23 protein-coding genes are annotated in these 23,228 nt (G+C 63.3%); 9 read left to right on the top strand and 14 right to left on the bottom strand.

The window, feature by feature from the left end; all coding sequences use genetic code 11:
* Positions 1-11 precede the first annotated feature (11 nt).
* Positions 12-1,325 (top strand): ATP-binding protein, encoded by a 1,314-nt coding sequence (locus tag ACW4TB_RS19910; RefSeq protein ID WP_012316722.1) that lies wholly within the window; start codon positions 12-14, stop codon positions 1,323-1,325.
* Between the two features lie 69 nt (positions 1,326-1,394).
* Here the strand turns inward: ACW4TB_RS19910 and rimK are convergent, their stop codons facing one another.
* Positions 1,395-2,300, bottom strand: a complete 906-nt coding sequence (rimK, locus tag ACW4TB_RS19905) for a 30S ribosomal protein S6--L-glutamate ligase (RefSeq protein ID WP_012316721.1) — start codon at positions 2,298-2,300, stop codon at positions 1,395-1,397.
* Positions 2,297-2,779 carry a retropepsin-like aspartic endopeptidase RimB gene (gene rimB / locus ACW4TB_RS19900; RefSeq protein ID WP_039603122.1) on the bottom strand — a complete coding sequence of 161 codons (483 nt, stop codon included), beginning with the start codon at positions 2,777-2,779 and terminating at the stop codon, positions 2,297-2,299. The genes rimK and rimB overlap by 4 nt, the downstream gene beginning before the upstream one ends.
* Positions 2,780-2,888: 109 nt before the next feature.
* On the opposite strand from rimB, the gene ACW4TB_RS19895 reads away from it, so the two are divergent.
* Complete coding sequence (locus ACW4TB_RS19895) at positions 2,889-3,290, top strand: RNA-binding S4 domain-containing protein (protein WP_254466782.1); 402 nt, start codon at positions 2,889-2,891, stop codon at positions 3,288-3,290.
* Positions 3,291-3,317: 27 nt separating this feature from the next.
* Here the strand turns inward: ACW4TB_RS19895 and ACW4TB_RS19890 are convergent, their stop codons facing one another.
* Positions 3,318-4,067 (bottom strand): phosphatase PAP2 family protein, encoded by a 750-nt coding sequence (locus ACW4TB_RS19890; protein WP_455843059.1) that lies wholly within the window; start codon positions 4,065-4,067, stop codon positions 3,318-3,320.
* 164 nt (positions 4,068-4,231) lie between these two features.
* Here ACW4TB_RS19890 and hslO point away from each other — a divergent pair, with 164 nt between their 5' ends.
* Both hslO and ACW4TB_RS19880 read left to right on the top strand, forming a co-directional pair.
* Positions 4,232-5,131: an Hsp33 family molecular chaperone HslO gene (hslO, locus tag ACW4TB_RS19885; protein ID WP_279933379.1), complete on the top strand. Its 900-nt coding sequence runs from the start codon at positions 4,232-4,234 to the stop codon at positions 5,129-5,131.
* Between the two features lie 179 nt (positions 5,132-5,310).
* Positions 5,311-6,852 carry a phosphoenolpyruvate carboxykinase gene (locus ACW4TB_RS19880; protein ID WP_012316716.1) on the top strand — a complete coding sequence of 514 codons (1,542 nt, stop codon included), beginning with the start codon at positions 5,311-5,313 and terminating at the stop codon, positions 6,850-6,852.
* A 52-nt stretch (positions 6,853-6,904) separates the two neighbouring features.
* Here ACW4TB_RS19880 and ACW4TB_RS19875 read toward each other — a convergent pair whose 3' ends face one another.
* The gene (locus tag ACW4TB_RS19875) at positions 6,905-7,177 is read right to left on the bottom strand and encodes a type II toxin-antitoxin system RelE/ParE family toxin (protein WP_012316715.1); all 273 of its coding nucleotides are present in this window, start codon (positions 7,175-7,177) and stop codon (positions 6,905-6,907) included.
* Positions 7,177-7,641, bottom strand: coding sequence for a hypothetical protein (locus ACW4TB_RS19870; RefSeq protein ID WP_223255173.1), 465 nt, complete (start codon positions 7,639-7,641; stop codon positions 7,177-7,179). Before ACW4TB_RS19870 ends, ACW4TB_RS19875 begins: the two co-directional genes overlap by 1 nt.
* 101 nt (positions 7,642-7,742) lie before the next feature.
* On the opposite strand from ACW4TB_RS19870, the gene ACW4TB_RS19865 reads away from it, so the two are divergent.
* Entirely contained in the window at positions 7,743-8,183 is a 441-nt protein-coding gene (locus ACW4TB_RS19865) for an acyl-CoA thioesterase (protein ID WP_279933382.1), read from the top strand.
* Between the two features lie 47 nt (positions 8,184-8,230).
* On the opposite strand, the gene ACW4TB_RS19860 is transcribed toward ACW4TB_RS19865, so the two are convergent.
* The 3 genes from ACW4TB_RS19860 to fdhD form a co-directional block, all read right to left on the bottom strand.
* Positions 8,231-8,716, bottom strand: coding sequence for a glycine zipper domain-containing protein (locus ACW4TB_RS19860; protein WP_455843058.1), 486 nt, complete (start codon positions 8,714-8,716; stop codon positions 8,231-8,233).
* Between the two features lie 214 nt (positions 8,717-8,930).
* On the bottom strand, positions 8,931-11,276 hold the full coding sequence (locus ACW4TB_RS19855) for an FdhF/YdeP family oxidoreductase (protein WP_279933384.1): 2,346 nt from the start codon (positions 11,274-11,276) through the stop codon (positions 8,931-8,933).
* Positions 11,277-11,281: 5 nt separating this feature from the next.
* A complete protein-coding gene (gene fdhD, locus ACW4TB_RS19850; RefSeq protein WP_012316710.1) occupies positions 11,282-12,112 on the bottom strand; it encodes a formate dehydrogenase accessory sulfurtransferase FdhD in 831 nt (276 codons plus the stop codon).
* A gap of 192 nt (positions 12,113-12,304) precedes the next feature.
* Between fdhD and lysM the strand changes: the two genes are divergently transcribed.
* Complete coding sequence (gene lysM / locus ACW4TB_RS19845; protein ID WP_279933387.1) at positions 12,305-12,745, top strand: peptidoglycan-binding protein LysM; 441 nt, start codon at positions 12,305-12,307, stop codon at positions 12,743-12,745.
* A 114-nt stretch (positions 12,746-12,859) separates the two neighbouring features.
* Here lysM and yrfG read toward each other — a convergent pair whose 3' ends face one another.
* On the bottom strand, positions 12,860-13,522 hold the full coding sequence (gene yrfG, locus ACW4TB_RS19840) for a GMP/IMP nucleotidase (protein ID WP_012316708.1): 663 nt from the start codon (positions 13,520-13,522) through the stop codon (positions 12,860-12,862).
* Positions 13,523-13,586: 64 nt separating this feature from the next.
* Here yrfG and nudE point away from each other — a divergent pair, with 64 nt between their 5' ends.
* Positions 13,587-14,153, top strand: coding sequence for an ADP compounds hydrolase NudE (nudE, locus tag ACW4TB_RS19835; protein WP_046788238.1), 567 nt, complete (start codon positions 13,587-13,589; stop codon positions 14,151-14,153).
* Between the two features lie 11 nt (positions 14,154-14,164).
* Positions 14,165-14,977 (top strand): 3'(2'),5'-bisphosphate nucleotidase CysQ, encoded by an 813-nt coding sequence (cysQ, locus tag ACW4TB_RS19830; RefSeq protein ID WP_455843062.1) that lies wholly within the window; start codon positions 14,165-14,167, stop codon positions 14,975-14,977.
* On the opposite strand, the gene ACW4TB_RS19825 is transcribed toward cysQ, so the two are convergent.
* The 5 genes from ACW4TB_RS19825 to rfbC are packed head-to-tail and all read right to left on the bottom strand — an operon-like array spanning position 14,966 to position 20,076.
* Positions 14,966-15,421 (bottom strand): thioesterase domain-containing protein, encoded by a 456-nt coding sequence (locus ACW4TB_RS19825; protein ID WP_012316705.1) that lies wholly within the window; start codon positions 15,419-15,421, stop codon positions 14,966-14,968. The genes cysQ and ACW4TB_RS19825 overlap by 12 nt on opposite strands.
* On the bottom strand, positions 15,418-16,827 hold the full coding sequence (locus ACW4TB_RS19820; protein WP_279933394.1) for a sigma-54-dependent transcriptional regulator: 1,410 nt from the start codon (positions 16,825-16,827) through the stop codon (positions 15,418-15,420). The genes ACW4TB_RS19825 and ACW4TB_RS19820 overlap by 4 nt, the downstream gene beginning before the upstream one ends.
* Entirely contained in the window at positions 16,824-18,638 is a 1,815-nt protein-coding gene (locus tag ACW4TB_RS19815; protein WP_012316703.1) for a sensor histidine kinase, read from the bottom strand. The genes ACW4TB_RS19820 and ACW4TB_RS19815 overlap by 4 nt, the downstream gene beginning before the upstream one ends.
* A gap of 38 nt (positions 18,639-18,676) precedes the next feature.
* On the bottom strand, positions 18,677-19,537 hold the full coding sequence (rfbD, locus tag ACW4TB_RS19810; RefSeq protein ID WP_279933396.1) for a dTDP-4-dehydrorhamnose reductase: 861 nt from the start codon (positions 19,535-19,537) through the stop codon (positions 18,677-18,679).
* Positions 19,534-20,076, bottom strand: coding sequence for a dTDP-4-dehydrorhamnose 3,5-epimerase (gene rfbC, locus ACW4TB_RS19805; protein WP_012316701.1), 543 nt, complete (start codon positions 20,074-20,076; stop codon positions 19,534-19,536). Before rfbC ends, rfbD begins: the two co-directional genes overlap by 4 nt.
* Before the next feature lie 191 nt (positions 20,077-20,267).
* Here rfbC and ACW4TB_RS19800 point away from each other — a divergent pair, with 191 nt between their 5' ends.
* Entirely contained in the window at positions 20,268-23,168 is a 2,901-nt protein-coding gene (locus tag ACW4TB_RS19800; protein WP_279933399.1) for an aminotransferase, read from the top strand.
* Positions 23,169-23,228: the final 60 nt, after the last annotated feature.

Raw genomic sequence — 23,228 nt, 5'->3', positions numbered from 1 at the left:
CCTGGCCTTCGATGAAAACTCCGGTCTGGTTCCCGCAAAGCTTCTTCGCCCGTACCCTGTGGCTGGTGCTGATCGTTGTCCTGTTCTCCAAGGCGCTGACCCTGGTCTACCTGCTGATGAACGAGGACGTGCTGGTCGATCGACAGTACAGCCATGGTGTGGCGCTGACGCTGCGCGCCTATTGGGCGGCCGATGAAGAAAACCGCGACAAGATTGCCGAAGCCGCAGGCCTGATCCGGGTGACCGGCTCCGGCGTGCCGGAGGGCGAGCAGCACTGGCCCTACAGCGAAATCTATCAACGGCAGATGCAGGCCGAGCTGGGCGAAGATACCGAAGTGCGCTTGCGCATCCACGCACCGCCTGCGTTGTGGGTCAACGCGCCGAGCCTCGGCCCGGGCTGGCTGAAAGTGCCGCTTTATCCGCACCCGTTGCGTGGCCAGAAAATCTGGAACGTACTTGGCTGGTTCCTGGCCATCGGCCTGTTGTCCACCGCTTCGGCGTGGATCTTCGTGCGCCAGCTCAACCAGCCGCTCAAGCGTCTGGTGTTCGCTGCCCGTCAGTTGGGCCAGGGCCGCAGTGTACGTCTGCCGATCAGTGATACGCCGAGCGAAATGACCGAGGTGTATCGCGCGTTCAACCAGATGGCCGAGGATGTCGAGCAGGCCGGGCGTGAGCGCGAGCTGATGCTGGCGGGTGTGTCCCACGATTTGCGCACGCCACTGACGCGCCTGCGGCTGTCGCTGTCCTTGCTGAACAGTGACAACGACCTGAGCGACGACATGGTCCGCGACATCGAGGACATGGATGCGATTCTTGACCAGTTCCTGGCCTTCATTCGCGATGGCCGCGACGAGCCGCTGGAGGAGGTAGACCTGGCCGACCTGGTGCGCGAGGTGGTGGCGCCCTACAACCAGCCGCAAGAGCGTGTGCGTTTGTGCCTGGAGCCTATTCCGCCATTCCCGCTGCGCAGGGTTTCACTCAAGCGCATGCTGGGCAACCTGATCGGTAACGCGCTGCATCATGCGGGCAAGGGGGTCGAGGTGGCCGCCTATGTGTCGGGCGACGAGAGCGCGCCTTATGTGGTGCTGAGCGTGCTGGACCGGGGGGCAGGGATCGATGAGTCGGAGCTGGAGACCATCTTCAACCCGTTCATTCGTGGGGACCGGGCGCGGGGTGGCAAGGGCACCGGGTTGGGGCTGGCGATCGTCAAGCGGATCGCCGCCCAGCATGGCGGTAATGTCGAGTTGCGCAACCGGTCCGGGGGCGGGATCGAGGCGCGGGTAAGGTTGCCGTTGGGGCTTTTGCTACCGCGTAATGCGGTTTGAGCCTTCGCTGTCAGTGATGGCCCTATCGCCGGCTTGCCGGCCATGGGGCTGCACGGCAGCCCCAAAACCTCAGCCTTTGCCCTTGGTTCGGGTCTGATTCGGCCCGCCATTTTTCTCCAGATGCTCGATGATCATCCCGGCCACGTTCTTGCCGGTTGTCACCTCGATACCTTCCAGGCCCGGTGAAGAGTTCACCTCCATCACTAGCGGCCCGTGGTTGGAGCGCAGAATATCCACCCCCGCCACGCTCAGGCCCATCACCTTGGCCGCACGAATGGCGGTTATCCGCTCTTCAGGCGTGATCTTGATCAGGCTGGCCACACCGCCGCGATGCAGGTTGGAGCGAAACTCGCCTGGCTTGGCCTGGCGCTTCATCGAAGCAATCACCTTGTCGCCCACCACGAAGCAGCGGATATCGGCACCGCCGGCCTCCTTGATGTATTCCTGAACCATGATGTTCTGCTTCAGGCCCATGAACGCTTCGATCACTGACTCGGCCGCTTGGGTTGTCTCGCACAACACCACGCCGATCCCTTGCGTGCCCTCCAGCACCTTGATGACCAGCGGGGCGCCATTGACCATCTGGATCAGGTCGGGGATGTCGTCCGGCGAGTGGGCGAACCCGGTAATGGGCAGGCCGATGCCGCGCCGGGACAGCAACTGCAACGAACGCAGCTTGTCACGCGAACGGGCGATGGCCACCGACTCGTTGAGCGGGTAAACGCCCATCATCTCGAACTGGCGCAGCACCGCGCATCCGTAGAACGTCACTGAGGCGCCGATGCGCGGGATCACTGCATCGAAACCCTCCAGCGGCTTGCCACGGTAATGGATCTGCGGCTTGTGGCTGGCTATGTTCATGTAGGCCCGCAGGGTGTCGATCACCACCATTTCGTGGCCACGCTGAGTGCCGGCTTCGACCAGCCGGCGGGTGGAATACAGACGCGGATTGCGCGACAGCACAGCGATCTTCATGCAGCACCTGTGACAGGAGATAGGGTGGCCGGGTAGGCCGGTTTGTCTTGCACGTACTTGAGCCCGGGGTTGACCACCAACTGGCCGTGAATGAGTGCCTTGGAGCCGAGCAGCAGGCGATAGCGCATGTTCTTGCGGCAGGCCAGGGTGAACTCTACCTCCCAGACGCCATCGCCCAACGCCAACGAGGTGCGGATCACGTAACGGGTCTGCGCATGGCCGTTGGAGCTCTTGATGGTCTTCATGGTGACCAGCGGGGCTTCGCAGCGGCGGTGGCGCAATTGCACGATCGAGCCCAGGTGGGCCGTAAAGCGCACCCATGGCTGGCCGTCGCGCTCGAAGGGCTCCACCTCGGTGGCATGCAGGCTGGAGGTGCTGGCACCGGTATCGATCTTGGCGCGCAGGCCCGCCACACCGAGGTCGGGCAAGGCGACCCACTCGCGCAGGCCGATTACAGTCAGATGGTCAAATGTCTTCACGAAGCACACCCTGCGAATGAGGTGGTGAACTGTAAGCACGGCGGGGACTTTTTGCATCCGTCAGTTACGGTAGTACAGTTCGATGAAAGACAGAATTCGAGGCAACGGGATGGCACACAAAGCGGAAGAAGACGACAAGGTACGCCTGGACAAATGGTTATGGGCGGCGCGGTTCTACAAGAGCCGTGCGCTGGCCAAGGCCGCCATCGAGAGTGGCAAGGTGCATTGCCGTGGCGAGCGTTGCAAACCCGGTAAAGAGCCGCGGGTGGGTGATGAGTTCGTGCTGCGTACCGGTTTCGACGAGCGCACCGTGGTAGTCAAGGCGCTGTCGGTGGTACGCCGGGGCGCGCCTGAAGCGCAGGCCCTGTATGCAGAAACCGAGGAGAGTGTGCGCCGCCGCGAGCAGGCAGCCGAGCTGCGCAAGGCCGGGGCCATGGGCGTGACCACCGACGGCCGGCCGAACAAGAAGCAGCGGCGGCAGATTCACCAGCTGCACGGCAATTTTGATTGAATGGGGCTGCGCAGCAGCCCCAGCCGTCTAGCGGACCACCGCCAGGCGCCCGACCAACGGTAGCCTGGCAGCGAGGGCAAACAAAGGCGCCGTCCACCGCACCAGCAATGCGCTACCTTTGGCCGCCAGCGGCGTATGGCAGCTCCAGCCCAACGCTAGGACTGCCATCAGCAAGCCACCGATGTAGTCATCCTGCCCCCAGTGCGCGCCTGCGACCAGGCGCGGCAGCATGAACAGCAACGCCAGGCACCAGATCACGAGGTGCTGGACCAGGCGCCGGCTGAACAGGCTCATGAACAAGGCCCAGATCAGCAATACCGAGGCGTGGTCGCCCGGGAAACTGTTGCTGGAACGGTCTTTCAGCTCCCATGCCTTCTCAAGGTTCGGGTAGTAGTCGCTCAGGTGCACAACGTTGGTGAATACCATTGATGGGCTGTCATGCTGCCAGCCCATTGCATCTACCCACTTGGAAAACAGCGCGCGAATCACCACTAAGAGGATCAGCGTAACCAAAAAGCCGAAGAAGGCTTCACGCACCTGGCTGGCTTTGAACACCCAGTCGCCCCGAATCAGCACGGCCAGAAGGACCAGGCCAACGACGATGTCGAAGGGGCGCAGGCTGCCGATGGTCCAGATATAACGCCAGGTGTTGTTGTCGGCCAGGGGTGCATTGAGGCTGTGGAACAGCCATTCGTCGAAAGTCAGGCACAGGATCTGGCCAAAGGGCCATAACCAGAAACACAGTAGAGCGATGGGCAGCAAAGTGCAGGCTGCCAAGGGGCCCCAAGACCACCTTGCTTTTAACAGTGGTCGATTGTCCATAAAATACCTCTATTGCAATCAGGAATCGGAGCGCCTTGTGAGCGCTCTGTCACGGGAACTCGCGAGTGTTCGACATCCCGTGTAACCATTTTGTCATCATTTCTAGATAGCCAAAACCTATGAGCGATTTGCCGGATACCGATTTCACCCAACGTTTCATCTTCGACGACCGCGATATTCGCGGCGAGTGGGTGGCACTCGATGACAGCTACGCCGCGGTGTTGGCTCGTCATGCATACCCACAGCCCGTTGCCACATTGCTCGGTGAGCTGATGGCCGCTACCTCGCTGTTGGTGGGCGCGCTGAAGTTCGACGGCCTGCTGATCCTGCAGGCGCGTTCTGCTGGCCCCATCCCCCTGCTGATGGTGGAGTGCTCGGGCGAGCGCGACATCCGCGGCATGGCGCGTTACGAAGCGGACCAGATAGCAGCCGACGCGACCCTGGCTCAGCTGATGCCCGACGGCCATCTGACCCTGACCATCGACCCGGTCAAAGGCCAGCGCTACCAGGGTACCGTCGAGCTCGACGGCAAAAACCTGTCCGAGTGCTTCACCAACTACTTCGTGCAGTCTCAGCAGCTCAACACGCGCTTCTGGCTCAACGCCGAAGGCGGCAAGGCTCGCGGCCTGTTGCTGCAGCAGTTGCCGGTGGATCGCCAGCGTGACGAAGAAGAGCGCGAGGACAGCTGGCAGCATGTGATTGCCCTGGCCAACACCCTCAAGCCGCAGGAGTGGGCCGAGGCCAACGAAACCTTGCTGCACCGCCTCTATCATGAAGACGCGGTACGCCTGTTCGATATCCAGCCGCTGCGCTTCAAATGCAGCTGCTCGCGCGAACGTTCCGGCAATGCGCTGGTCAGTCTTGGCGAGCAGGATGCCAAGCAGCTGGTTGAGGAGTGCGGGGGCAAGGTCGAGATCGATTGCCAGTTCTGCAACGAGCGTTATTTCTTCGATGCCAGCGATGTGGCACAACTGTTTGCCGGTGGTGGCACTGACACGGCGTCAGAAAATCGCCACTGAAACGTTTAATTTCAGGGAAATCTCCTGTCGAATTGCGCAAAAGGGCAGTTACGACAGGAGGGGCCTACTTTTTTTGGGCGTTTCTGGCATAATCCGGCCACTTTTTTCGCTGTAGTAGTTTTTTACAGACAACTACAAAACGTTTGGAGCACTCGGCCTCGGGCCGGATGGGGTATCTCATGACGCAAGCCAACAACACCGTGTACACCGACCTGAGCGTCGATGAGCTGGTAAAAGAAGCGCTGCAACGCGGTGAAGGCGTGCTAGCCGATACCGGCGCACTGGTCGTCGAGACCGGGCACCGTACTGGCCGTTCGCCGGCTGACCGTTTCATCGTCGAAGAACCTTCCACCCAGGACGCCATCGCCTGGGGCCCGATCAACCGCAAGTTCCCGGCCGACAAGTTCGATGCCCTGTGGGACCGCGTCGAGGCGTTCAACAACGCCCAGGATCACTTCGTTTCCTACGTTCACGTAGGGGCTGCCGCCGAGCACTACCTGCCGGTGAAGATGACCACCCAGACCGCCTGGCAGAACCTGTTCGGCCGTTGCCTGTTCATCAACCCTGAGCAGTTCAACCCGGCAGGCCGCGACCAGTGGCAGGTCCTCAACGTTGCCAACTTCGAGTGCGTGCCTGAGCGTGACGGCACCAACTCCGACGGTTGCGTCATCATCAACTTCGCCGCCAAGAAAGTGCTGATCGCGGGCATGCGTTATGCCGGCGAAATGAAGAAAGCCATGTTCTCGGTGCAGAACTTCCTGCTGCCGGCTGCCGACGTGCTGCCAATGCACTGCGCTGCCAACATCGGTGAAGAAGGCGACGTCACCCTGTTCTTCGGCCTGTCCGGCACCGGCAAGACCACCCTGTCGGCTGACGAGAGCCGTTACCTGATCGGTGACGACGAGCACGGTTGGGGCGAAGGCGTTGTCTTCAACATGGAAGGCGGCTGCTACGCCAAGTGCATCGACCTGTCCGAGAAGAACGAGCCGGTCATCTGGAAAGCCATCAAGCATGGCGCCGTGCTGGAAAACGTCGTCCTGGACGGCAACAAGCACGCCGACTACGCCGATGTCAGCCTGACCCAGAACAGCCGCGCCGCCTACCCGCTGGAGCACGTCGCCAAGCGCGCCGAAGCCAACCTGGGTGGCGAGCCTAACGCAGTCATCTTCCTGACCTGCGACCTGACCGGTGTTCTGCCGCCAGTTTCGATCCTGAACAACGAGCAGGCGGCCTACCACTTCCTGTCGGGCTACACCGCGCTGGTCGGTTCCACCGAAATGGGTTCGGGCGGCGGCATCAAGTCGACCTTCTCCACCTGCTTCGGCGCACCGTTCTTCCCGCGCCCGGCTGGCGAATACGCCGAGCTGCTGATCAAGCGTATCAACGCCTTCGGCTCCAAGGTCTACCTGGTCAACACTGGCTGGACCGGTGGTGGCTATGGCGTCGGCAAGCGTTTCAGCATCCCGACCACCCGTGGCGTGATTGCTGCCATCCAGAGCGGCGCCCTGGTAGGTACCGAGACCGAGCACCTGGACATCATCAACCTGGACGTGCCTAAGGCCGTTCCGGGCGTCGAGACCGAGCTGCTCAACCCGCGCAACACCTGGGCTGACAAAGCTGCCTACGACGAAGCTGCAAAAGGCCTGGCCAAGCTGTTCACTGAAAACTTCAAGAAGTTCGAAGTGTCCGACGCCATCAAGGCTGCTGGCCCACAGCTGTAAGCTGTCGCCGGTTGCAACGAGAAAGCCGCCCCCAAGGGGCGGCTTTTGTGTTTCAGGGCCATTGCTGCCTTGCATGCAGGATGCGGATGATTTCCACGGCTTCCCTTGTAATCCGATAGACCATCACGTAGTTGGGGTGGATGATGATTTCCCGGGTCCCCGGATAGCGCCCGGGTTTGTACATGGAAGGAGTCTGCGCAGCGAGCCTGGCTTTTTCGGCAAATTTTTCGTCTAGTGAAATGGCGGCAGCGGGATTGTCCTGGGCTATATGGTCCATAATGCGAAAGCGATCATTGCGGGCCATCTCACGCCAAGCCAGGCGCATCAGCGGACTCTGGCTTTGAGTTCGCTGCGGCGAGCCGCGAACAGCAGCTCTGCTTCTTCATCCTCCATCGCGGGCGACGAATCATTCAGGCTTGCTTCGACTTGTTCTGCGAACCACGCCTCGTAAGCGGCTGCTTCATGAGCCCGCTTCAACGCTTGAGCGCGATCAGGACGTTGGTAAGTGCTCATCAGGCCAGGGTCAAAGGCTGAGGTGTCCACCTCGAAATGGTCGATGCCCATCTCACGCAGGTAGATGACCAAGGTTTCAAACTTTTTGAAAAGCCTTACATTGCCGCTACGTTGGGCAATCAGCAGGTGCTCTTGCTGATTGATATCGACCTGGATGGCCCAGCCACCTGGCTGGCCGACGATGTGCGTAGCGTTGATTCGGCCTGATTCCACCAGTCGGCTCAAGTTGGCATGATCTAATTGATGAGTTGGCATCGGTGTCTTTCTCAGTTTCATCAGATACACCATGGTATGCAATCTATAGTTGATTGCGACTATAGTCCTTCCTGTCTTGGTGTGGGAAGCTTCCTCACGGTGTAACCAATTGTGGATATCTCATGACCGAATCCCCTCAGCGCAGCGCGTTCTCCCACTTCCACCCCATCCTCACCCGCCCCCAAGACAACGACCATAACGGCCACATTGCCGGTGCCACAGTGCATGGTTTCTTCGAAACCGCCATCCAGGCCTTTCTGGTCGAGCAAGCTGAATTCGACCTGCGTGAAGGTGAGCTGGCGGCGTTCGTGGTCAGTTCGGCAGCAGACTTTTTCGCGCTGCCGGGCTTTCCGGACGTTCTAGAGGTGGGTCTGGGCGTAACTCGCCTTGCAGGCAGCACGGTGGAGTACCGGCTGGCGCTGTATCGCCCGGGGGAGGCCGATGCTTGTGCGGCAGGGACCGTGGTGCAGGTGTTCATCGAGCGAGCCAGCGGCCGGCCGGTACCGCTGCCGGCGGCGCTGCAAGTCATTTTGTCGGGCCTGCAGCTCGGTTCGCAGGCATGAAAAAGCCCCGCTGGTGAGGGCGGGGCTTTTGCTGCCTGAGGATGGTCTCAGGTATCAGTCGCGCCAGTGACGCTTGTGCTTGCGGTGGCCGTAGTGGCGGCCACGGTCGTAATGACGGCGGTCGTCGTAGCCGCGACGGTAGCGGCGGTCGTCGTGACGGTCGTCATCATCGCCTTGTTGCCCAGGTAGTTACCGAGCGCGCCACCGGCGCCGCCGCCTGCGGCTGCACCAATGTAGCTGCCGGTGGTACCACCCACCGAGCGACCGACCACGTTACCGCCTGCAGCGCCCAGTGCGCCGCCGATAGCGGCCTCACCACGCTGGCGCTTGTCGGCACCTAGGGCACCACCGGCCGCACCGCCCAGGCCGGCACCAATGGCGCCGCCAGTGCTACCACCGATGGAGTTGCCCACTACGGAGCCGAGTACCCCACCCAATGCGCCGCCAATGCCGGCCTCGGTATTGCCACCGGCCATGGCAACGCCGCTGAGCAAGCTGAAAGACAACAACAGAATCGAGGAGTACTTCTTCATCAAGAGAGCCTCATAAGGATGACGAGGGCGAATTTGCAGTTCCTTGAGGCGGCTGGCAACGAAAATCCGACGAGTAGCACGAGTTGTACACAATTCTCTAAGTTACTGTTTTCACGATGAAACTTTATCGATTTTCGTGTGTCTGAGGTAATTGTGACAAAGCCCTGAACCCCTGTGGAACAGGGCTTTTTTCGTTTTTACCCGTACGGTTCGATTACACGATTCGCCCGTCGTCGCGCGCCCGCTCCAACTTGATGGCGACGAACTTGGAGGTCGGTGTATGGCTGCCCTCACCGATGCTTTCCAACGGGATCAGCGGATTCACTTCCGGGTAGTACGCCGCCGCCTGCCCAGCCGGGATATCGAAAGCCAGCAGGGTGAAGCCCTGTACACGGCGCACATGCGAATCGCCCCACAACGAGACGATGTCGACCTTCTGCCCTGGCTGGAAGCCCAGGCGGATGATGTCGGCCTCGTTGACGAACAGCACGTCACGCTGGCCGCGCACGCCACGGTAGCGGTCGTCCAGGCCATAGATGGTGGTGTTGTACTGATCGTGCGAGCGCATGGACTGCATGATCAGGTCCGGTACCTGGCCGCTGGCGCGAACCCGCTGGTCGAGCAGGGTGTCCGGCAGCAGGTTGGCCTTGAAATTGGCGCGGCCGTTGGTGGTCTTCCACTGGCGGCTGGCTGCACTGTTGCCCAGGTAGAAGCCCCCTGGGTGGCTCAGGCGCTGGTTGAAGTCGGCAAAGCCTGCAATCGTGTCGCCGATCAAGTCCCGGATACGGTTGTAGTCGGCCACAAGCCAGTGCCAGTCGACCGGGTTTTTGCCAAGTGTGGCAGCGGCGATGCCGGCAACCACTGCCGGCTCGGAGCGCATCTGGGTCGATAGCGGCTTGAGCTGGCCGTTGGAGGCATGGACCATGCTGAAAGAGTCCTCAACGGTGACCGCCTGCGGCCCGTCGGCCTGCAGGTCGATATCGGTGCGGCCCAGGCACGGCAGAATCAGCGCCTGTTTGCCGTGGATCAGGTGGCTGCGGTTGAGCTTGGTGCTGATGTGCACGGTCAGCGCGCAGTTGCGCAGGGCCTGGGCGGTACGCTCGGTATCCGGGGTGGCCTGGGCGAAGTTGCCACCCAGCCCGATGAACACCTTGGCGCGGCCGTCGAGCATGGCGTGGATCGCTTCGACGGTGTTGTGGCCATTGTGCCGCGGTACCGGGAAATTGAAGCGTTTTTCGATGGCATCGAGCAGCGCCACCGGCGGGCGTTCATTGATACCCATGGTGCGGTCGCCCTGCACGTTGCTGTGGCCGCGTACCGGGCACAGCCCTGCGCCAGGCACTCCGATGTTGCCGCGCAGCATCTGCAGGTTGACGATTTCCTGAATGGTCGGCACCGAGTGGCGGTGCTGGGTGATGCCCATCGCCCAGCACATGATCACCCGTTTGCCACGGCAGTACATGCGTGCAGCCAGCTCGATGTCAGCAAGCTCAAGGCCCGACTGCTCCTGAATGTGCGCCCACGAGGTGGCGTCCACTGCAGCCAGGTACTCATCGACACCGTGACCATGCTCGGCGATGAATACGTGATCGAATACCGCCGGCTCGCCTTTGGCCTGCGCCTCACGCTCCCACTGCAGCAGGAATTTGGCCATGCCGCGCAACAGCGCCATGTCGCCGCCCAAGGCCGGGCGGAAGAACGCCGTGTTGGTCGGCCGGTCGCTGTTGGTCAGCATTTCCAGCGGGTTCTGCGGGTGCTGGAAGCGCTCCAGGCCGCGCTCCTTTAGCGGGTTGATGCACACCACCTGGGCGCCACGCTTTACGGCATCGCGTAGCGGGTCGAGCATGCGGGGGTGGTTGGTGCCGGGGTTCTGGCCCCAGACGAAGATCGCATCGGCGTGCTCGAAATCATCGAAGGTGACAGTGCCCTTGCCCACACCGATGCTTTGCCCCAAGGCTACGCCGCTAGCCTCGTGGCACATGTTCGAACAGTCGGGGAAGTTGTTGGTGCCGTATGCACGCACGAACAGCTGGTACAGGAACGCCGCTTCGTTGCTGGCCCGCCCGGAGGTATAGAACTCGGCCTGATCGGGGCTTGCCAGGTTGTTCAGCTCTCGGGCGATCAGGGCAAAGGCTGCCTCCCAGGCGATCGGCTGATAGCGGTCGCTGGCCGGGTCGTAGACCATCGGTTCGGTCAGGCGGCCTTGGTATTCCAGCCAGTAGTCGCTCTGCTCAAGCAGCGCGCTGACGCTGTAGCGGGCGAAGAAGGCCGCATCGACTCGGCGCTTGGTGGCTTCCCAGTTGACGGCCTTGGCGCCGTTCTCGCAAAACTTGACCATGCCGCTTTCGGGCGAGTCGCCCCAGGCGCAACCGGGGCAGTCGAAGCCGCCATTCTGGTTGGTCTTGAGCAGGGCGCGAAGATTCTTCAACGCATTGTCGCTGCCGACCCAGGCCTTGGCCACGCTGCGCAAGGCGCCCCAGCCACCGGCGGGGCCGTGGTAGGGCTTGTAGCGTGGTGGGGAGGCTGGGGCGTTGTCTGGAAGAGGCTGGTACGAGGTCACGGCTATTACGACTCCGCCGCTGGGCTATAGACCCGCGGTGCACTGTGTTTGGGCAGATGAATGAGGTTGAGGTTGTGCTTGCGCGCCCATTGCAGGGCAAGCCCGGTAGGGGCCGAGAGGCTGACCAAGGTCTGGATGCCGGCACGCAGGACTTTCTGGATCAGCTCCAGGCTGCAGCGGCTGGTGACGATCGCCAGGCCGCCTTCGGTGGCGATGCCCTGGCGCAGCAGGGCGCCGATCAGCTTATCCAGGGCGTTGTGGCGGCCGATGTCTTCGCGGCCGAGCAGCAGTTCGCCCTGGGCGTTCATGAACAATGCCGCATGCACGGCACCACAGTGCTGGCCCAGAGGCTGGAAGGCATCGATACGCTCACGCAGGCCCACCAGCCACTGCGCCGGTGGCAATGGCGCGCCAGGCAGCTCGGCCAGCTCCGGCAGCGCCTGCTCCAGGGCTTCGACGCCACACAGGCCGCAACCGCTGGTGCCGGCCAGTTGGCGGCGCTGGTTTTTCAGGTTCCAGAATGCGCGGCTGGAAATCTCCAGGTCGGCGTACAACGCCGAGCCGCTGCCGGAGAGCTTCAGGTCGTAGATGTCCGCGGTACCTTCGACAATGCCGCTGCCAACGCTGAAGCCGACCGCAAAGTCTTCAAGATCGGTGGGGCTGACCAGCATCACGGCCTGGTTGAGGCCGTTGTAGACGATGGCCAGGGCGACTTCTTCGGCCAGCGGCGTGCTGGCGCGCGCAGCGTCGTCGAGCTGGACGTAATCGTAGGTGTTGCTGGCGGCAGGTAATGCCAGAGGCGTCGAGGCCGCGCAGACCGGAGGCTTGCTGTTCATCGGGGCTGGTTGTTCATCGGTGCTGACTACCGGCGGCTTTTTGATAGCACCAGCCTAGGCCTGTGGGCCGGTCACGTCTAATCGCTAGGGTCTATGCCTTGATAGACCGCGTCGATTGGTCGCAGTGGGGCGGGGTAGGAAATCCTGGCCTAGACTCGTGTTTCCGAGGTTATCGTCAACATGGAGAACGCAATGAGCCTTTTCAGTTTCGTGAAGGAAGCCGGCGAGAAGTTGATCGACCTGCTGACCCCAGGCAATGCCAATGCCGAGGAGCAGTTGAAGAAACACGTGGAGAGTGTCGGCCTGGGCAACCCGAACATCACCGCTACGGTCGAGGGTGACAAGATCATCCTCAAGGGCGAGGTGGCCAGCCAGGAGGAGAAGGAGAAAATCATCCTCGCGGCCGGCAACATAAGTGGTGTGGCCAGCGTTGATGATCAGATCACTGTAACAGGGCCGGTGGTTCAGGCTGCGCGGTTCGTAACCGTGAAAAAGGGTGACACGCTGTCAGCCATTGCCGTGGTCGTGTATGGCAACGCCGGCCAGTACAACAAGATCTTCGAAGCCAACAAGCCGATGCTCAAGCACCCGGACAACATCTATCCGGGGCAGGTGCTGCGGATTCCGGACTGACAGATTTCTATCGTTTGCTCCGGCCAATCGCCGGCAAGCCGGCCCCCACAGGACAACCACAGCTCTGAATAGGTGTGGAGTACCTGTGGTAGCCGGCTTGCCGGCGATCTGGCCTTAAAGGCCTACCAGCAACTCCCGGTAATCCTCGACTGCCGCAAACTCCTGGGTATCGCGCGGCGCCGCCTGGCTATCGGGCTGGCGCACGGCCAGCAAATGCCCCACGCCAAACCGCCGGGCACTGCGCAGAATGGCCAAGGTGTCGTCGATGAACAGGCTGCGCCCAGGCTCGAACCCGATATCAGCCTGCAACGCATCCCAGAACTGCGGGCTCTCTTTCGGGTAGCCGTAATCATGCGAACTGATCAGCCGCTCGAAATACGGCGCCAGCTCCACCCGCTCCAGCTTCAACGACAGCGAATCGCGGTGCGCATTGGTGATCATGACCACGCGCTTGCCGGCCTGGCGGATCGCTGCCAGGAAGGTATCGGCGTCTGGGCGCAGGGCGATCAGGTCGGCGATCTCGCGCTTGAGTTCGCGGATCGGCAAGTTCAGCTCGCGGCTCCAGAAGTCCAGGCAGTACCAGTTGAGCGTGCCGGCATTGCGTTCGAACAGCGGCTGCAGCTCCATTTCGGCCATCGCCCGGCTTACGCCGTGCACCTGGGCGTAGCGCTGGGGCAGGTGCTCCAGCCAGAAGCGGTTGTCGTAGTGCAAATCGAGCAGCGTGCCGTCCATGTCCAGCAGGACAGTATCGATGGCAGACCAGGGAAGAACAGGCATGGGAAACTCTCGTTCAGTCGGCAAGCCACGGTATAGTAACCCGTTCACGCCAAGGAGCCGCCCCATGCGCCAGAAACCCACCGTTCTCAGCCGCGAGATCGTCGCCAGCAGCCGCTTGTTCCGCGTCGAGGCCGTGCAGTTGCGTTTCAGCAACGGCAACGAGCGTACCTACGAGCGCCTGGTCGGGCGCGGCAATGGATACGGCGCCGTCATGATCGTGGCCATGCTCGATGCCGAACACGCGGTGCTGGTGGAGGAGTATTGCGGTGGTACAGATGAATACGAACTGTCCCTGCCCAAAGGCCTGATCGAACCGGGCGAGGATGTGCTGGCAGCGGCTGACCGGGAGCTCAAGGAAGAAGCCGGCTTTGGCGCGCGTCAGCTGGAACACCTGACCGAGCTGTCGCTGTCCCCCGGCTACATGAGCCAGAAGATCCAGGTGGTGCTGGCCACCGACCTTTACGAAGAGCGGCTGGAGGGCGACGAGCCGGAGCCGATGCGGGTGGACAAGGTCAACCTTCGCGAACTCTCGGCGCTGGCCATGCACCCCCAGTTCAGCGAGGGGCGGGCGCTGGCGGCGTTGTACCTGGCGCGTGACTTGCTGATTCAGCGGGGGCTGCTCGACGTATGAACGACCAGCAACTGATGCATGAAGTGGTGAAACTGGTCGGCTTGGCAGGGCAGGCGATCCTGCCGTTCTGGCGCGCCGACGTGGCGGTGACCAACAAGGCGGATGATTCGCCGGTGACCGCCGCCGACCTGGCCGCACACCGGGTTATCGCCGACGGCCTGCAGGCGCTGGCGCCGCAGATCCCTGTGCTGTCCGAGGAAGACTGCAATATCCCGTTGGCCGAGCGCCAAGGCTGGCAGCGCTGGTGGCTGGTCGACCCTTTGGACGGTACCAAGGAGTTCATCGCGGGCAGCGAAGAGTTCACCGTCAATATCGCGCTGATCGAAAACGGCGAAGTTGTGTTTGGCGTGGTTTCTATGCCGACCAGCGGCCGCTGCTATTTCGGTGGCCAAGGCCTGGGCGCCTGGCGGGCAGAGGCAGGCGGCGAGCCGCAACCGGTCCACGTCCGTAACGCGCCACCTGCCGATGGTCGTTTCACCGTGGTGGCCAGCCGTCGCCATTCCAGCCCACAGCAGGAAGCGTTGCTGTCTGGGCTCGGCGCTGCTGTCGGTGAGCTGGAGCTGGCCAATATCGGCAGCTCGCTCAAGTTCTGCCTGCTGGCCGAAGGCAGCGCCGACTGCTACCCGCGCCTGGCGCCGACCTCGCAGTGGGACACCGCTGCGGCGCAAGGCGTGCTGGAGGGGGCAGGCGGCGAAGTGGTCGGCGTGGACGGCCAGCCGTTCCGCTACCCGCCACGCGAATCCCTGCTCAACCCCTTCTTCCTCGCCTTGCCCGCGGCTGCCAGCTGGCGTCAGGCGCTGATCCAGCTCGCCTCAGCGATGTAACACATACTGCCCGCTGAACCTTACGGCGGGCTCGTCGCTGCCAGCATTGCAAACCGTGGTGTCCAGCGTCAGCCGCGCACGGCCGCGGCGCTGATACATCGCAATGAAGCGCCCCCAGGTTTTTTCGTCCGGTGCGGCGCAGCGCGCCACTGCCGTGCCGGTGACCGGTAGCGGATAGCTGATCTGGCCTTCCTGAATGACGATATGCCCGTCGTCGATGCCCAGCTCGCGCAGGCGCAGGTGCAACCAGCCCCAGCCCACCAGCACGGCGGCGCAGTACAGGCTGCCGCCGAACATGGTGCTTTTGTGGTTGACGTTGGCGGCCAGCGGCAGCTGCAGGCGCAGGCTCTGGCCTTGCCAATCGATGACCTGCAGGCCCATTTCACGGGTCAGGGGAATGTCGCTGTGCAGGACGCCCTGCAGGTACTGGCTGTCGCTGTTCATGGGCGGTTGTCCTCGTGGTCGTCAGGCCCGCTGTGGCCACCGTCAAAACTGAGGCCGTGCTTGCGCAGCTTGTCATGCAAGGTTTTGCGCGGGATACCGAGTGCCTCGGCCAGGCTGCGCATGGAGCTGTGCGGCTGGCCCAGTTCGGCGGCAATCAACGAACGCTCGAACTGCTCTACCTGTTCGCTGAGGTTGCCCAGCTGAAGCGGGGCTGTGGGTGCTGGGGCCGCGGGAGCCTGGTTATCGAGCGCCAGCTCCAGGCCAAGGGCGAAACGCTCGGCGGCGTTTTGCAGTTCGCGCACATTGCCTGGCCAGGCATGGCGCAGCAGCATGGCCCGGTGCGCCGGCTGCAGGGTTTGCGGTGGCAGGCCGTGACGTTGGCTGGCGGTATCGGCGAAATGCTGGAACAGCACCAGGATGTCATCCCCTCGCTCGCGCAGCGGCGGGATGCGCAGCGGTGCCACGTTCAGGCGGTAGTAAAGGTCGGCACGGAAGCGGCCTTGGTCGGCGGACTGGCGCAGGTCCTCCTTGGTTGCGGCAATGATGCGGATGTCCAGCGGGATCAGCTGGTTGCCGCCCAGGCGCTCGACTACTCGCTCCTGCAGCAGGCGCAGCAACTTCACCTGCACGTCCAGGCTCATGCTTTCGATTTCGTCGAGGAACAGCGTGCCGCCATTGGCGAACTCGAACTTGCCGATGCGGCGCTTCTGCGCGCCGGTGAAAGCGCCGGGCTCATGGCCGAACAGCTCGCTTTCGACCACCGACTCGGCCAGTGCGCCGGCATTGATGGCCACGAATGGCCCATCGCGGCGGCTGGACAGATCGTGCAGGGCGCGGGCCACCACCTCCTTGCCAGCGCCGGTTTCGCCGAGGATGAGCACGTCGGCGCGGGTACCGGCCAGGGCACCGATCTGTTCGCGCAGGCGCTGCATGGCGGGCGAATGGCCGACCAGGCGGGTGGCCAGTTGCTGGCGGTCGCTCAAGGCCAGGCGCAGGCTGCGGTTGTCGAGCACCAGCCGGCGCAGGGCCAGCGCGCGGCGCACGCTGTCGAGCAGGGCTTCACTGGCAAAGGGCTTTTCAAGGAAGTCGTAGGCGCCAGCGCGCATGGCCTGCACCGCCAGGGGCACATCGCCGTGGCCGGTGATCAGCAGCACTGGCAGTTCGTTGTCACGCCCGTGCAATTGTTCGAGCAGTTGCAAGCCATCGATGCCGGGCATGCGGATGTCGCTGACGACCACGCCAGGCCAGTCGGGCTCCAGGCGCTCGGCCAGGCCTTGGGCGTCGGCCAGGGCAACCACCTTGAGCCCCGCCAGGTCGAGGGTTTGGCTCAAGGCCTGGCGCAGGTGTGGGTCGTCGTCGACCAGCAGCACCTGGGCCTGGCTGTCGATCTGTATCTCGGGGGTCATGCCGAGGGGTCCTCCGATGGTTGCAGGTTGGCGCCGGGCGCTGCCACACGCATTTGCAGGGTGAGCAGGGCGCCGCCTTCCGGGTGGTTGGCCAGCAGCAGTTCACCGCCCAGGGCACGCATCAGGCTTTCGCAGATGGCCAGGCCCAAGCCCAGGCCCTGGGTGCGGGTCTTGGTGGTGAAGAACGGCTCCTTGGCGTGCTCAAGGGCCTGCCGGCTGAAGCCCGGGCCATTGTCGCGGATGAACAGGTAGACGTAGTCATCGCGTTTTTCGGCACTCAGCCACAGCCGGCGCGGGTTGGCTTTTTCAGTCAGGGCATCGAGGGCGTTGGCCAGCAGGTTACCGAGCACCTGGCGCAGGCGTGTCTCCCCGGCCTGCACCCACAAGGTGGCATCAGGCAGGTCACGGATCAGCTCAACGGCCATCGCTCGGCGACGTTTGGCCAGCAGAGCCAGGGCGTCGTCCAGCGCCGGCTGCAGGGCCACGCTTTCCGGCGCATGGCGGTCCCGCCGGGCGAAGGCCCGCAGGTGAGCGATGATCGAGGCCATGCGCCCGGTCAGTTCGCCGATCAGCTTGAGGTTGCCGCGGGCATCTTCAGTGCGCTGGTGATCGAGCAGGATCTCGGCGTTTTCCGCGTAACTGCGGATGGCTGCCAAGGGCTGGTTGAGTTCGTGGCTGATGCTCGCCGACATGGTGCCGAGCACCGACAGCTTGCCCGCTTGCACCAGCTCGTCCTGTGCGCGCACCAGCTCCTGCTGGGCATTCTCGCGCTCCAGTACCGCGCTTTTCAGGCGGTTGTTGAGGCCTTCCAGGTCGGCGGTGCGCTGGGCCACACGATTTTCCAGCTCCTGGCGGCCCCGGGCTTCGAAGTCGATGCGGTCGATATAGTGCCGGCGGCGTTGCATCACCAGGCCGGCCAGCAGCATCAGCACCAGCAGTGTGCCGCCACCGATGGCCATGACGGTTTGCACCGAGCGGTCGACCAATATGCGCGGTGCGAGGATGCTGACCTGCCAGCCGGTCTCCTTGATGTCACGCGTCTGGGCCAGCCAGGCGTCCTGGTTGAGCACCAGCGGCTGTGGCGCCTGGGTCGGGTAGGGCTGGATGGCGATGATTGCCTGGCGCTCGGCCTCGGTCAGCTCGCGCGTGGCGCGAAAGCGCCAGTCGGGCCGCGAGGTGAGGATCACCACACCGTTGTGGTCGGTTAGCAACAGTTGCTCAGGCGTATTGCCCCAGAGTGTCTCGGTGTGGTCCAGGTCGACCTTGACCACCAATACCCCGACGATGCGTTCACGGTCATGGACTGCTGCGGCAAAAAAATAGCCGCGCTTGGCCGATGTGGTGCCTTGGCCGAAGAAGCGCCCAAGTTGCCCGGCCATGGCCTCGTTGAAGTACGGGCGGAAGGCGAAATTACGGCCAACGAAGCTGTCGCGCTTGTCCCAGTTGGAGGCGGCCAGGGTATTGCCGCTGACGTCCATCAGGTACATCACCTCGGCACCGGTCTGGTGGGCGATGTCTTTGAGCAGGCGGTTGGCGTTGGTTACCGCTTCGAGCTTGAACGGGTCGGCCAGTACGCCGCGCAGCGCCGGCAATTCGCCAAGAATTTGCGGCAGGGTCTCGTAGCGGTGCAGGGTGCCGAGCAGGTTGGCGACGTACAGGTCCAGGGTCTGGCGATTCTGCGACGCCAGTTCGTCCTGATAATAGCGTTCGGCAAGGTGATGCAGCGGCCACAGCAAAGGGGCCAGGCACAGGGCCAACAGGGCCAGGCTGCGCCAGCGGGGACGGCGTGGGTGCGTGGGTTTTGCAATCATCGCGTAAATGCGCCAGAAGGGTCTGGCGCAATTATGCGCTACTTGAGGCAGTCGATCAGCGCCTGCTGCCAGTGCGGTAGCGTTACGTCCCATTCGCGGGCCAGGCGTGAGCAGTCCAGGCGCGAGTTGGCCGGCCGGCGCGCGGGCGTAGGGTATTCGCTGGAGGGTATCGGCAGCAGCTCGGCGCAGGGCAGGCCACGGGCCTTGAGCTGCTCGCCGATGGCCTGGGCAAAGCCGAACCACGAGGTCTGGCCCTGGGCTGTCAGGTGATAGGTGCCCCAGGCACCGGCCCTGCCGGCCTGCCAGCGCTCGATCAGCGCGCGGGTGCTGATGGCGATGGTCGAGGCCCAGGTTGGCGCGCCGATCTGGTCGTTGACCACTCGCAGTTGCGGTTTCTCCTGCAGCAGGCGTTGCATGGTCAGCAGGAAGTTGCGCCCGTGCAGCGAGTACACCCAGCTGGTACGCAGAATCAGGTGTGCGCCGCCCACGGCAGCGATAGCCTGCTCACCGGCAAGCTTGCTGCGCCCGTAGACACCGAGCGGGTTGGGTACATCCTGCTCGGTGTATGGCGCGGCCTTTTCCCCGTCGAACACGTAGTCGGTGGAGTAGTGAATCAGCGGTGCGCCAAGGCGCAGCGCTTCTTCGGCAAGCACGCCAGGGGCTTGGGCATTGATCGCAAAGGCGGTGTCCGGCTCGCTTTCGGCCTGGTCCACTGCGGTGTAGGCGGCAGCGTTGATGATCAGCTCGGGGGCAAGCTGGCGCAGCGGTTCGCGCAAGGCCTCGGGCTGTGCCAGGTCCAATTGGTCGCGGCCCAGCAGGTGTACCTCGCCCAGGCCGGCCAACTGCGTTTTCAGCGCTTGGGCGACCTGGCCATTGTGGCCACACACGAGCACCCTCATGGGAACAGGTCCGCGTCAGCCAGCAGCGCGCCGGCCTGGTCCTTGGCCGATAGCAGCGGTGCTTCCACGCCCCAGTCGATGGCCAGCTGTGGATCATCCCAGCGGATGCAGCGCTCGGCGGCGGGGTTGTAGTAGTCGGTGGTCTTGTACAGGAAGTCAGCCGATTCGCTCAACACCAAAAAACCATGGGCGAACCCTGGCGGGATCCAGAACTGGCGGTGGTCTTCGGCGCACAGGCGGGTGGCTACCCAGCGGCCGAATGTGGGTGAGCTACGGCGGATGTCCACGGCCACATCCAGCACTTCGCCCTGAACAACCCGCACCAGTTTCCCCTGGGGGTTATCGATCTGGTAGTGCAGGCCGCGGAGCACGCCGCGCTGTGAGCGGGAGTGGTTGTCCTGGACGAAATGGGCGTCAAAGCCTGTCAGCCTGGCAAACTCGCGGGCATTGAAGCTTTCGAAGAAAAAGCCGCGGCTGTCACCGAAGAGCTTGGGCTCGATGATCAGTACGTCGGGTATGTCTGTAGCGATTATGTTCATGGCAATTTTCTGACCAGTGTACTCAGGGGTGGACCGTACCGGCCTCGTTCAATGTAGCCGCCTTGGCGCTTTGCAGCCCGGATTGCCATCATGACCGAGCGTGGACGCACGATCATCATTTCATCATTGCCACTTGTGTATCGGCCTTGGCAGTGGCGAGATAAGCGAAAAGTAAAAGAGGTTCCATCTTCATGCCCCTCAGCACCCTGATCCAGCGTTCCAGCCTGCCAAGCCCTTCGCTCAGCGAAGCCCAGGCGCATGCCTTGCTTCAGGCGCATTACGACCTGGCCGGCAGCCTGACTACGCTGGGCAGCCAGCAAGACCTGAACTTGCGTCTGGATACGGGGCAGGAGCGGTTTGTGCTCAAGGTTTGCCACGGCAATTATGCCCAGATGGAACTGGAGGCGCAGCATGCGGCGCTGGCTTACCTGCGCGGGCAAGGGTTGCCGGTACCTGTCGTACGCCCGGCACGCGACGGCCAGTCGCTGTTGGCACTGAACATCGATGGCCAACCGCTGCGCGCCCGTCTGCTCGATTATATAGAAGGGCAGCCGCTGACCCGCCTCAAGCACATGCAGCCTCGCCTGATGGCCGAACTGGGCGCGCTGTGCGCCCGGGTCGACAAAGCCTTGGCCGATTTCGACCACCCAGGCCTGGTGCGCACCCTGCAATGGGACCCGCAGCACGCCCAGGCGCTGATCGAGCATTTGTTGCCAGTACTGCAGGATGCCGGGCAGCGCTCCCGCCTGGAGCAGGCCACCCGCCTGGCCGCCGCGCACCTGGCACCGTTGGTCGACGACCTGCCGAGCCAGGCCGTGCACCTGGACATCACCGATGACAATGCCGTCTGGGCCCGCGATGAGCAGCGCCAGTGGCAGCTGCAGGGCATCATCGATTTCGGTGACCTGGTGCGTACCTGGCGCATCGCCGACTTGTCGGTGACCTGCGCGGCCTTGCTGCACCATGCCGAAGGCGACCCGCTGCGCATCCTGCCGGCCGTGCGCGCCTACCAGGCCCTCAACCCGCTGAGCGAAACCGAGTTGCGCGCCCTGTGGCCGCTTGTGCTCAACCGCGCTGCCGTGCTGGTGCTCAGCAGTGAGCAACAACTGGCCGTGGACCCCGGCAACCAGTACACCCGTGACAACATCGCCCATGAGTGGGAGATCTTCGATACCGCTACCGCCGTGCCATTCGCGCTGATGGAAGCGGCCATTCTGCAGGCCGCCGGCATCGAACCGAGCCGACCGGACCTGGCCGATTGCGCCCTGTTGCTGCCAGACCTCGCCCGTGAGGCGGTCACGCGCGTCGACCTGGGCGTGCTGAGCCCCCTCTGCGAGGCCGGTAACTGGGAGCAGCCCGGCTTCGATCAGCGTCAGCTGACGGCCCAGCCCGCGCCTGCTTGCAGCCTGCATGGCCAGTATCGCCTGTCGCAAACCCACATCGACCGCCCTGATGAGCCGGCCACCTGCGCCCTGGGCGTCGAACTGCACGTGCCTAACGGCAGTGCGGTACAGGCCCCGCAAGCCGGGACCTGGCAGCGCCATGGCGATGGCCGTGGCTGCTTGCGCACGGCACAGTGGGCCTTGTGGCTCAGTGGCCTGGAAGATACCCCCGCAGATGGCCAGGCCGTGGCCAAGGGGCAGGCGCTGGGCAACAGCTGTGGTTTTCTCAGCGTGCAACTGTGCCTGGACGCCAGCATCCAGCCGCCACTGTTCGCTGCACCTTCCCAGGCTGCCGCCTGGCTGGCGCTGTGCCCCTCGCCTGCAGCTTTGCTGGGTTTCGACTGCGATGCCGAGCCGCTGGCCGACCCCCAGGCATTGCTGGCCCGCCGCGACGCCAGCTTTGCCCGCTCGCAGAAGCACTACTATGCACAGCCACCACACATCGAGCGCGGCTGGCGCAACTACCTGATCGACATGCAAGGCCGCTCCTACCTCGACATGCTCAACAACGTCGCGGTACTCGGCCATGGTCACCCTCGCATGGTGGCCGAGTCGGCACGGCAGTGGTCGTTGCTCAATACCAACTCGCGCTTCCATTACGCGGCCATTGCCGAGTTTTCTGAACGCCTGCTCAAGTTGGCGCCGGCGGGCTTTGACCGAGTGTTTCTGGTCAATAGTGGTACCGAGGCCAACGACCTGGCCATTCGCCTGGCCTGGGCCTACAGCGGCGGTCGCGACCTGCTCAGCGTGCTGGAGGCCTACCATGGCTGGTCGGTGGCGACCGATGCCATTTCCACCTCCATTGCCGACAACCCGCAAGCCCTGGAAACCCGGCCCGACTGGGTGCACCCGGTCGAGGCGCCGAATACCTTCCGTGGCCGCTACCGTGGCGCAGACAGTGCCGGTGACTATCTACGCGACGTCGATGCCAAGCTCGCCGACCTCGATGCCCGTGGCCGTCAGCTGGCCGGCATGATCTGCGAGCCGGTTTATGGCAACGCCGGTGGCATCTCGCTGCCTGCGGGTTACCTGAAAGAGGCGTATGCCAAGGTCCGTGCCCGCGGCGGTGTGTGCATCGCCGATGAAGTGCAGGTGGGCTATGGCCGTCTGGGTGAGTACTTCTGGGGCTTCGAGGAGCAGGGTGTGGTGCCCGACATCATCACCATGGCCAAGGGTATGGGCAACGGCCAGCCACTGGGGGCGGTGATTACCCGGCGCGAGATTGCCGAGGCGCTGGAGGCGCAGGGCTACTTCTTCTCCTCGGCTGGCGGCAGCCCGGTGAGTTGCCGTATCGGCATGGCGGTGCTGGACGTGATGGACGAGGAGGGGTTGTGGCAGAACACCCGTGAAACCGGGCGGTATTTCAAAGCGCGCCTGCAAGCGTTGGTCGATAAACATTCGCTTGCCGGTGCCACGCATGGTTCGGGGTTCTACCTGGGCCTGGAGCTGGTGCGTGACCGCCAGACGCTGGAGCCGGCTACCGAGGAAACCATGGTGCTGTGCGACCGCCTGCGTGACTTGGGGATCTTCATGCAGCCGACCGGCGACTACCTGAACATCCTCAAGATCAAGCCGCCGATGTGCACCACGCGCGCCAGCGTGGACTACTTTGTGAACAGTGTGGACCGCATCCTGTCCGAAGGGTTGTAAGCATCAGCGATGCCGCTCATGTCGATTGTTATCGGCCTGAGCGGCATTTTTATCTGCCGT

Source organism: Lelliottia jeotgali (genome assembly GCF_977070485.1).
This window is presented reverse-complemented; position numbering and strand designations above follow the sequence as displayed.